Here is a 10859-nt window from a genome sequence, read left to right on the forward strand (position 1 = left end):
TGCAAGAACCCTCGCAGAACCCCGGAAGAACGAGGAGACGATGGCGATCCACTACCCGGTTTCCCAGCCCTGGCTCGAAGGGCGCGAGCTGGAATACGTGACCCAGACCGTCGGCGATGGCTGGCTCTCCTCGCAGGGCCCGTTCGTGAAGCGGTTCGAGCAGGCGTTCGCGGACTACAACGGCATCGCGCACGGGGTGGCCTGTTCCTCGGGCACCACGGCGCTCACCCTGGCGTTGCGCGCGCTCGGCATCGGCCCCGGCGACGAGGTGATCGTGCCGGAGTTCACCATGATCGCCTCGGCGTGGGCGGTGACGTACACCGGCGCCACCCCGGTCTTCGTGGACTGCGGGGACGACCTCAACATCGACGTCTCGCTGATCGAAGCGAAGATCACGCCGCGGACCAAGGTCATCATGCCCGTGCACATCTACGGGCGGCGCTGCGACATGGACGCGATCATGAAGCTGGCGTACGAGTACAACCTGCGCGTGCTCGAGGATTCGGCCGAGGCGCACGGCGTCCGGCCGGTCGGCGACATCGCGTGTTTCTCGTTGTTCGGCAACAAGATCATCACCTCCGGCGAGGGCGGGATCTGCCTCACCGAGGACGCGCGCCTGGCCGGGCAGCTGGCCCACCTGCGCGGGATGGCGTTCGACTCCGGGCACACCTTCCTGCACAAGAAGCTCGGTTACAACTTCCGCATGACGAGCATGCAGGCCGCCGTCGCGCTGGCGCAGACCGAGCAGCTCGACGAGATCCTCGCCCTGCGCACGGACATCGAGAAGCGCTACGACGACGGGCTCGCCGGGATCAACGGGATCACGCTCATGCCGGCGCGCGACGTGCTGTGGATGTACGACCTGCGCGCCGAGCGCCGTGACGAGCTGCGCGAATTCCTGGCCGCGGCGGGGATCGAGACCCGGCTGTTCTTCAAGCCGATGAGCAGGCAGCCCGGGTACCTCGACCCCGGCTGGCCGGCGCTGCACGCCAGCACGTTCAGCGAGGACGGGCTCTACCTACCGACCTACACCGGGCTCACCGAGGCCGACCAGACGTTCATCACCGGGAAGGTCCGCGAGTTCTACGCGGCCTGAGCCAGCCGGTGCCTCCGACGAACCAGGGATACGGGATGACGATCGCCGAGCCGCACACCGTCGACTTTCCGGGCCGCCGGGCGGGTGTCCCCTTCCCGCCGCCCGAGTACGCGGACATCCGCGCGCGGCCGGGGCTGGTCCGGACCTCACTGGGCGCCGACGCGAAGGTCTGGCTGGTGGCCCGGCACGAGGACGTCCGGACCGTGCTCACCGACCGCCGGATCAGCTCCAACCCGACGCACTCCGGCTTCCCGGCGTTCGGGCGGACCGGCGGGGTGCCCGCGCCGGACCAGGTGCCGGGCTGGTTCGTCGGGATGGACCCGCCCGAGCACGGCCGGTTCCGCAAGACGCTCATCCCGGAGTTCACCGTCCGCAAGATCAAGGAGCTGCGGCCCGAGATCCAGCGCGTGGTCGACGGGCGGATCGACGCCATGCTCGCGGCCGGGAACACCGCCGACCTGGTGGCCGACTTCGCGCTCCCGGTGCCGTCGCTGGTGATCACCGCGCTGCTCGGCGTGCCCTACGCCGACCACGAGTTCTTCGAGGCCAAGACCCGCGTGCTGGTCAGCTTCGCCTCGACCGACGACGAGCGCGAAGCCGCCGGGAAGCACATCCTGCGCTACATCACGCGGCTGATCACCATCAAGCAGCAACGCCCGGCGGACGATCTGCTGAGCCGCCTGCTGGCCGCGGGCACCATGACCCCGCAGGAGCTGTCCGGGGTGGCGATGCTGCTGCTGATCGCCGGCCACGAGACCACGGCCAACAACATCTCCCTCGGCGTGATCACCCTGCTGGCCAACCCCGGGTGGATCGGCGACGAGCGGGTCGTCGAGGAACTCCTGCGCCTGCACTCCGTCGCCGACCTGGTCGCCCTGCGCGTCGCGGTCGAAGATGTGGAAATCGGCGGTCAGCTGATCAAGGCCGGCGAGGGCATCATCCCCCTGGTAGCCGCCGCGAACCACGACAGTGGTGCGTTCGCGGGCCCGGCGCAGTTCGATCCCGCGCGGGCCGCTCGGCACCACGTGGCGTTCGGGTACGGGGTGCACCAGTGCCTGGGGCAGAACCTGGTCCGGGCCGAGATGGAGATCGTGTACCGGACGCTGTTCGAGCGGATTCCGACGCTGGAGATCGCTGCTCCGGTTGAAGAGCTGCCGTTCAAGTACGACGGGATTCTGTTCGGGCTGCACGCTTTGCCGGTCAAGTGGTGAGAACCTCCCGCTAGGAAACCGACCCCGGGCCGCTTTCGGCCCGGGGTCGGCTGCTTTCCGGCAAAAGCTCGTGAGTGGCTAGGACGGTTAGAACCGGGTGTCATGTTTCAGGACTTCGTGAACAGATGTGTTTCAGGACTTCGTGGACGGTTTGTGGCTGGTCAGTGGTTGGTAGCGTACTGATCGGTCGAGGGTGAGGTGGCGGGCGACGGTGTTGTTGATCATGACGGTGACGCGGTCGCCTTGCCAGTAAACGGTCGCGGTGTGGCCGGCCCGGGCGCGGCCCAGGACGATGGAGCAGCCGGAGAAGGCGATCACGCCGGTGGTGGAGACGGGGCGGGTGGTGACGCCGCTGGGCCGGTGGGCGGCGGTGCTGGGGGCGGTTTTGGGGGTGGCGTCGTAGCGTTGCTGCGGGGTTTCGCCGTCCAGGCTTTGGTGGCGGCGGTGGTTGTAGATCGTCCGGTACTCGTCGAGAAGTTGTTGCATCTCGGGCACCGTGGTGGGCGTGGGCCGGGCGCGGAGCCATTTTTGCAGGGTTTGGTGGGAGCGTTCGTTTTTCCCGCAGGTCTGCGGGTGATAGACCGAGGAGGCGATGGCGGCCACGCCTCGTTCGGCGAGGTGGCGTTCCAGCTCGGCCGTCCTCCCGCGGTGTTTGCCGGAGAAGGCCAGTCCGTTGTCGGACAGCACTTTCACGGGCAGGCCGTAGCCGGCGAAGGCGTGTTGCAGCGCGGTCCAGGTGTCGGCGCCGTTCTCGCTGGCCGCGGCGTAGGAGCCGACGTCGAGGCGGGAGTGGTCGTCGAGGATCTGGATGATGCAGACCTTGGTGCCATCGGCGAGGTAGTGCTCCATGCCGTCGATCTGCCAGCAGCCGTTGGGGTCGGCGTATTCGAACCGGCGCCGGGTCCGGGGCTTCTTGCGGGGTTCCGGGACGATCTGGCCGTGCTCGCACAGGATTCGGTAGACCGCGGACTGCGACGGCAGCGGGGTGACCCCGGTGTCCTCGAGCCGCCAGCGGATGGAGATCGGCCCGTTGTCCAGGCCCTCACCGGCTAGTTCTTTGCGCGCTCGCAGCACCGCCTCGGCCACCCCGGCGCCCAGAGCCCTCGGATGGTGGTGCGGGGCGGTGCTGCGGCGGGTGAACCCGTCCGCGCCCTCGGCCCGGAACCGGGCCAGGTACTTGTGGAACACCCCGGGACACGCCGTGCTCGCGGCAGAACCGCGCAATGTTGACCTTCTCGCCCGCCGCGACCTGCGCGACCGCGGCAACGAACTCAGGATCCATCGAAAACCCTGCTCTGCCCATCGCCGCATGATCACCACACACGCCCTGGTCACCACGCCGACAGGCCGGTCAGTGTCCACGATGTCCTGAAACATCAACTGTCCACGAAGTCCTGAACTGCAACAGACGGTTCTAACCGGCATAAACACTCACGAGTCAGCGGGCCGCGACCAGCGAGCCCAGCCAGTCCTCCATCACCGCGGCCGTGGTCGCCGAATCCTCCATCGCGAGCGAGAAGTGGTCGGCCTCAATGGTCACCACCTTGTCCGCAGGCACCGGGTTGTCCTCGGGCCTGGCGGCCTCCGCGCCAGCCAGCGGCACCGTGCACCGGACGAGCAGGCTCGGCGCCGTGGAAGGCTGGAGTTCCAGGCCGGCCATCATGCTGAACCAGTGGCTCATCGCCGAGAGCCGGGCGCTGGTGAGGGTCACCGAGGTCGATTCCAGGCCGGACAGGTAGTTGCGGGAGATCTCACCGAAGTCGACCACCTCGTCGGCGCCGTGGCGCAGGCTGAGGGTGTCGAGCATGACCACCGCGTCGGGCCGGATGCCCCAGGTGTTCTCGAGGACTCCGGCGACGGAGCGGGCGAGCGCGCCGGCCGAGGAGTGACCGACGAGCACAAAAGGCTTGCCCTCACTGGCATTCAGCGCGCATTCGGCGATCACCCTCGACGCCGCGGCGGGGGTGGCCGGCAGGCTCTCACCCGCGGCGAACCCGATCAGCGGGAGCGCCGCCAGCCGCCGCTTGCCGCGGAACTGGGCGGCGATGCGGGCGTACTGGTGGACGCCGCCGGTCACCACCGGGGAGCTGATGCAGATCAGCATCGGCTGCTCGGCGCCTTCGGACAGCGTGATCGGGAGCGGCAGCTCGTCCAGTTCGGCGGGGCTGTCGAAGATCGGGCGGAGGGCGGCGACGGCCTTCAGCAGTCCCATGCTCTCCTGGACCCGGCCTTCGTCGAGCGCGCCGAAGAACAGCTTCGCCACGGTGTCGTCGTCGCCGGACTGCGCTACGGGCTTACCTACCGCAGCAGGCGCGGCCTCGAGAGTGCCCGCAATCTCTCCACACAGCCATTTCGCCAGCTGCGCCGGAGTCTTGCTGTCGAAGACCACAGTGGACGGCAGCCGCAGCCCGACCGTCTCGGCGAGCTTGTTCCGCAGTTCCACCGCGATCAGCGAGTCGAAGCCGGATTCGAGAAACGCCCGCTCGGGGTCGAGCTGGGCCGAGTCGCGGAACCCAAGCAGCACGCTGGCGTAGTCCACCACCAGCGCCCGGACCACGTCCTCCTGCTCGGCCGCGCTCAGCCCGCGAAGGCGGTCCTGCAGCGTCGCCGTCGAGACGGCCGTGTCGCCGGCGGCGGCCTTCCGGCGGCTCGTCTGGACCAGGCCACGCAGGAGCGCGGGCACCTCGCCGCGTTGGCCGAGCCCGGAAGCGTCGACCCGCAACGGCACGATGAGCGGCACGTCGGACCCCATCGCGGCGTCGAACATCGCCATGCCCTGCCGGGTGCCGATCACCGGCAGCCCGGCCGAGGAGATCCGCTTGACGTCGTTGCCGGTGAGCGCGCCGGTCATCTCGCTCGCCTGCTCCCACAGCCCCCACGCGAGCGACGTCGCCGGCAGCCCGGCGGCCCGTCGGTGCTGAGCCAGCGCGTCGAGGAAGACGTTCGCCGCGGCGTAGTTGGCCTGGCCGGGGGCGCCGGTCACGCCGGAAACCGAGGAGAACAGGACAAACACGGCCAGCGGCATCCCCGCGGTCAGCTCGTGCAGGTGCCAGGCGGCGTCGGCCTTGGGCCGCAGGACAGCGTCAAGTCGTTCCGGCGTCAGGGAAGCGACGACGCCGTCATCGAGCACACCGGCCGTGTGCACCACAGCCGTCAGCGGATGCGCCGAGGAGACCGACGCGAGCAGTTCCGCGACCGCCTCCCGGTCCGCGGTGTCGCAGGCAGCGATGGTGACGTCGGCCCCGTGCGCGAGGAGTTCTGCTTGCAGCTCAAGGGCTCCCGGCGCGTCCGGGCCACGGCGCGACGCCAGCAGCAGATGCCGAGCACCCCGCTCGGCGACGAGGTGCCGGGCGAGCTGGCCGCCCAGAACCCCGGTGCCGCCGGTGATCAGCACGGTGCCGTCGGGGCGCCACGCGGGTGGAATCGTCAGGACGATCTTGCCGACGTGCTTGGCCAGGCTCATCCGGCGGAACGCGTCCGGCGCCCGCCGCACGTCCCAGGCGGTCACCGGCAGCGGCCGGAGGGCACCGTCGGCGAACAGCCGCAGCAGCTCGCCCAGCATCTCCTGGATCCGGTCCGCCGGGACGGTGCCGAGGTCGAACGCCCGGTAGTCCACCCCCTCGACGTCGTCGCGGATGTCCGTCTTGCCCATCTCGAGGAACCGGCCGCCGGGCGCGAGCACCCGCAACGACGCGTCGACGAACTCACCCGCGAGAGCGTTGAGCACGACGTCGACCCCGCGTCCTCCCGTCGCGGCCAGGAAACGCTGCTCGAACTCGGTCGTACGCGAAGACGCGATGTGGTCCTCGGGGACCCCGAGTGCGCGCAGTTCGCCCCATTTGGCCTCACTGGCCGTGGCGAACACCTCCGCGCCGCAGTGCTGGGCCAGCTGGATCGCCGCCATGCCAACACCACCGGCACCGGCATGGACCAGGACAGTCTCGCCGCTGCGCAGCCTGGCCAGGTCGATGAACGCGTGGTACGCCGTCAGGAACACCAGCGCCACCGACGCGGCCTGCTCGTCCGACCAGCCGTCGGGCACCAACCCGAGGTAACGCTCGTCGGCTACAGCAACCGGCCCGAACCCGCCGTCCATCATGCCCAGCACCCGGTCGCCGGGTTTGAATGCCGTCACCTCGGGCCCGACCTCGGCCACCACCCCGGCGGCCTCGGCGCCCAGCAGGCCGTCGCGGCCCGGGTACATGCCGAGTGCCTTCAGCACATCACGGAAGTTGACGCCCGCGGCCGCCACCCGGATCCGGACGTGGCGCCCGGACAGCGGCTCCGCGACCTCCGGGGCGGGCAGCAGGGCCAGGTTGTCCAGGCTGCCCCGGCTGCTGGTGCCGAGCCGCCACGGCGCGTCGCCGGCGGGCGGCAGCAGGCTGTCTCCGGGCACCAGCCGGGCGAGCCGTCCGGCACGGAACTTTCCTTGCCGTACCAGCACTTGCGACTCACCGTCGGCGAACAGCCCGGCCAGCGCGGGCAGCGCTTCGACGGACTCCTCGGCCTCGTCGAGGTCGGCCAGCAGGAACCGTCCAGGGTTCTCGGTCTGCGCCGACCGGATGAGCCCCCAGACCGCCGCCGCGGCGAGATCGCTGACGTCCTCGCCATCGTCGGCCATAGCTCCCCGGGTCACCACCAGCAGACGGGAGTCGGCGAACCGGTCGTCGGCGAGGAAGCCCTGGATCTGCCCGAGCACCCGCGCGGTCAAGGCGTGAGCCGCGGCCGGGCCGTCGCCCTCAGCAGCGGCCGAGAGCAGGAAAACGTCCGGCACCGGAGCGTCGGCGGGAGAATCCGCGAAGCCCGCGATGGTATGCCCCGCGAGGCTTGCCGCCGGGGCGAAACCGAACGCGTCGCCGCCGAGGATCGTCCAGCGGGTGGCGGACGGCGCGGGGACCGGGAGGTCGATCCACTCCATCCGGAACAGCGACTGCTGCTCACCCCGCGCGCCGGCCGCAAGTCCCGCCGACACCGAGCGCAGGACCAGGGAATCCGCGGACAGCACCGGCGCGCCTTCGACGTCCACCGCGGCCAGCGAAACCGCGTCCGTTCCAGCGCCGGTCAAGCGCACGCGCAGCGTCGAGGCGCCACCGGCGTGCAGCGAAACCCCGCTCCACGCAAAGGGAAGCAGGTTCTTGCCGCCGCCGTCGGGATCAACGAACGACACCGCGTGCAGGGCCGCGTCCAGGAGCGCGGGATGCATGCCGAACAGTTCGGCGTCGTCGGCCGGCGAGGGCAGGCCGACCTCGGCGTAGACCGCGTTCTCGTCCCGCCAGGCCGCGCGCAGGCCCTGGAACACCGGGCCGAAGGTGAGCCGGTCGTAGAAGCCTTCGAGGTCGATCGGCTCGGTGTCCGCCGGAGGCCAGACACTCACGTCGAATCCGGCGTCGCGCTCGCCCGACGCCAGCACGCCGGTGGCATGACAGGTCCACTCCTGCTCCGGCGGCGCGTCGGCCGGGCGGGCGAAGATCTGCAGGTCCCGGCAGTCGTTGTCGTCGGACGCGCCCACGCGCACCTGGACGGCCACCGCCTCCTCGGCCGGCAGCAGCAACGGGACCGAAAGCGTCAGCTCGTCCACGCGGTCGCAGCCGGCCTGGTCGCCCGCGCGGATGGCGAGTTCCAGAAACCCGGTGCCGGGGAAGAGCACCACGCCGCCGACCGAGTGATCGGCCAGCCACGGGTGGGTCGCGAGTGACAGCCGCCCGGTCAGCAGCAGGCCGTCCGATCCGGCCAGCGACACCGCCGCGCCGAGCAGCGGGTGTTCGGCGGACAGCAGCCCGAGCCCGGACGCGTCGGCGCGCGGCGGCGCGGACCGCGGCCAGTACCGCTCGTGCTGGAAGGCGTAGGTCGGCAGGTCGGCCCGGCGCGCGCCGGTCCCGGCGAACACCGACGCCCAGCCGACGTCGACGCCCCGAACGAACACCTCCGCCAGGGAGGTCAGGAACCGCCGCAGGTCACCGTCATCGCGGCGCAGCGTCCCGGCGACCACCGCCGGCCCGCCGACCTCGTCGATCGTCTCGTGGACGCTGCCGGTGAGCACCGGATGGGAACTCACCTCGACAAACGCCCGGTGCCCCTGGTCCAGCAGCGCGCGGAGGGCGGGCTCGAAGCCGACCGTCTGACGCAGGTTGCGGTACCAGTAGCCGGCATCGAGCGCAGTGGTGTCCAGCCAATCGCCGGTCACGGTGGAGAAGAACGGGACGTCGGACTCCCGCGGCGCGAGGCCCGCGAGTTCGCTGAGCAGCTCGTCTTCGAGTTCCTCGACCTGGGCCGAGTGGGACGCGTAGTCCACCGCGATCCGCCGCGCGCGCACCTCGTCGGCCTTCAGTTCCGCCAGCAGCTCGTCGAGCGCCGCGGGCTCACCGGACACGACCACGGACTTCGGCCCGTTCACCGCCGCGACCGAGATGGCGCGCTCGCCCAGCCGCGCCTCGACCTCGGCCAGCGGCAACGCGACGGACATCATGCCACCACGACCGGTCAGAGTGCGGCTGATCGCCTTGCTGCGCAACGCAACCACGCGGGCACCGTCGGCAATGGACAGTGCGCCCGAGGCGACGGCCGCGGCGATCTCACCCTGCGAGTGGCCCACCACGGCATCCGGAATCACGCCGTGGTGACGCCACAGCGCCGCCAGCGCGACCATGACCGCCCACGACGCGGGCTGGACCACGTCGACCCGCTCCAGTGACGGCGCGCCTTCGGCCCCGCGGAGCACGTCGAGCAGCGACCAGTCGACGTGCGGGGCGAGCGCGGCGGCGCACTCGGAGAGGGCGTCGGCGAACTCGGGTGACTGCTCGGCCAGGCGGGCGCCCATGCCGGCCCACTGCGAACCCTGGCCGGGGAAGACGAAAACCGTGCGGCCGTCGACGTCGGCGAGGCCGGTGACCGCGGCCGGTTCCTCACCGGTCAGCTCGGTCAGCCCGGCCATCAGCTCATCACGGGACTCCCCCAGCACCACCGCGCGCCGGTCGAAGGCCGACCGCGTGGAGACGAGCGAGAGACCGACGTCGGCGACCGGAAGACCGTCCACAGCGGACAGCAGCCGGGTGGCTTGAGCACGCAGGGCCGGGACGCTCTTGCCGGAGATGACCCACGGGATCACCCCGGTGGCGACCGGCTCGCTCTGCTCGGTCTTCGAATGTGGCGCTTGCTCCAGGATCACGTGCGCGTTGGTCCCGCTGATGCCGAACGACGACACCCCCGCGCGGCGCGGACGGCCGACCTCGGGCCACTCCGTCGGCTCGGTCAGCAGCGACACGGCCCCGGCGGACCAGTCGACGTGCGTGGACGGCTCGCTCACGTGCAGCGTTTCGGGCAGCACCCCGTGCCGCATGGCCATCGCCATCTTGATCACCCCGGCGACCCCGGCCGCGGCCTGGGTGTGCCCGAGGTTCGACTTGATCCCGCCCAGCCACAACGGGATCTCCCGGTCCTGGCCGTAGGTCGCCAGCACCGCCTGCGCCTCGATCGGATCGCCCAGCACCGTGCCGGTCCCGTGCGCCTCCACCGCGTCGACGTCCGAAGTGGACAGTCCGGCGCCGGCCAGTGCCTGGCGGATCACCCGTTGCTGGGAGGGGCCGTTCGGCGCGGTCAGCCCGTTCGACGCGCCGTCCTGGTTGACCGCGGAGCCGCGGACCACCGCGAGGATCGGGTGACCGTTGCGTTCGGCGTCGGACAGCTTCTCCACCAGCAGCATCCCGATGCCCTCGGACCAGCCGGTGCCGTCGGCGTCGTCGGAGAACGCCTTGCAGCGGCCGTCCGGGGCCAGCCCGCCCTGCCGGGTGAAACCGGCGAAGCCGAGCGAGGTCGACATCACCGTCACGCCGCCGGCCAGGGCCAGCGTGCACTCCCCGGCGCGCAGGGCCTGCGCGGCCAGGTGCAGGGCGACCAGCGAAGACGAGCACGCCGTGTCGATCGTGACGGCCGGGCCCTCGAAGCCGAACGTGTAAGAGATGCGGCCGGAGACCACGCTCGCCGCGAGACCGGTGCCGGCGTGGCCCTCGACGTCCTCGCCCGAGGCCAGCACGAGGTTCGCGTAGTCCTGGCCGTTGGTGCCGACGAACACCCCGGTCCGGCTGCCGCGCACGGCCGACGGGTCGATCCCGGCGCGTTCGACCGCCTCCCACGAAGTCTCCAGCAGCAGCCGCTGCTGCGGGTCCATGGCCAGCGCCTCGCGCGGCGAGATCCCGAAGAACCCGGCGTCGAAACCGGTGATGTCGTCGAGGAAGCCGCCCTCGGTGGTCGCGCTGCGGCCGCGGCCGTCGCCGGCCAGCACGTCGAGGTCCCAGCCGCGATCGGCCGGGAATTCGGCGATGGCGTCCGAAGAGGACGCGACGAGGTCCCACAGGTCCTCGGGCGAGCCGACGCCGCCGGGGAACCGGCAGGCCATGCCGACGATCGCGACGGCCTCCTGGCGGCCCGACTCGGCCTCCTCCAGGCGCTGGCGGGTCTGGTGCAGATCAGCCGTGACCCACTTCAGGTATTCGACGAGTTTCTGGTCGTCCGGCATCGTGAGTGAACCTTTCCTGTCCGTGGCCACGGGTCAGCCG

General features: G+C 71.0%; 4 protein-coding genes. 2 read left to right on the top strand and 2 right to left on the bottom strand.

The genetic code is table 11. The features are described from left to right. Positions 1-40 precede the first annotated feature (40 nt). Together OG371_RS40900 and OG371_RS40905 are read left to right on the top strand one after the other, a co-directional pair. Positions 41-1096, top strand: coding sequence for a DegT/DnrJ/EryC1/StrS family aminotransferase (locus OG371_RS40900; RefSeq protein ID WP_329062031.1), 1056 nt, complete (start codon positions 41-43; stop codon positions 1094-1096). A 35-nt stretch (positions 1097-1131) separates the two neighbouring features. Further along, the gene (locus tag OG371_RS40905) at positions 1132-2307 is read left to right on the top strand and encodes a cytochrome P450 (RefSeq protein ID WP_329062033.1); all 1176 of its coding nucleotides are present in this window, start codon (positions 1132-1134) and stop codon (positions 2305-2307) included. 132 nt (positions 2308-2439) lie between these two features. Here OG371_RS40905 and OG371_RS40910 read toward each other — a convergent pair whose 3' ends face one another. Both OG371_RS40910 and OG371_RS40915 read right to left on the bottom strand, forming a co-directional pair. Further along, on the bottom strand, positions 2440-3531 hold the full coding sequence (locus OG371_RS40910; protein ID WP_329062035.1) for an integrase core domain-containing protein: 1092 nt from the start codon (positions 3529-3531) through the stop codon (positions 2440-2442). Between the two features lie 214 nt (positions 3532-3745). Next, positions 3746-10819: an SDR family NAD(P)-dependent oxidoreductase gene (locus tag OG371_RS40915; protein ID WP_329062036.1), complete on the bottom strand. Its 7074-nt coding sequence runs from the start codon at positions 10817-10819 to the stop codon at positions 3746-3748. Positions 10820-10859: the final 40 nt, after the last annotated feature.

This window comes from Amycolatopsis sp. NBC_01480 (assembly GCF_036227205.1).
Taxonomy (GTDB): domain Bacteria; phylum Actinomycetota; class Actinomycetes; order Mycobacteriales; family Pseudonocardiaceae; genus Amycolatopsis.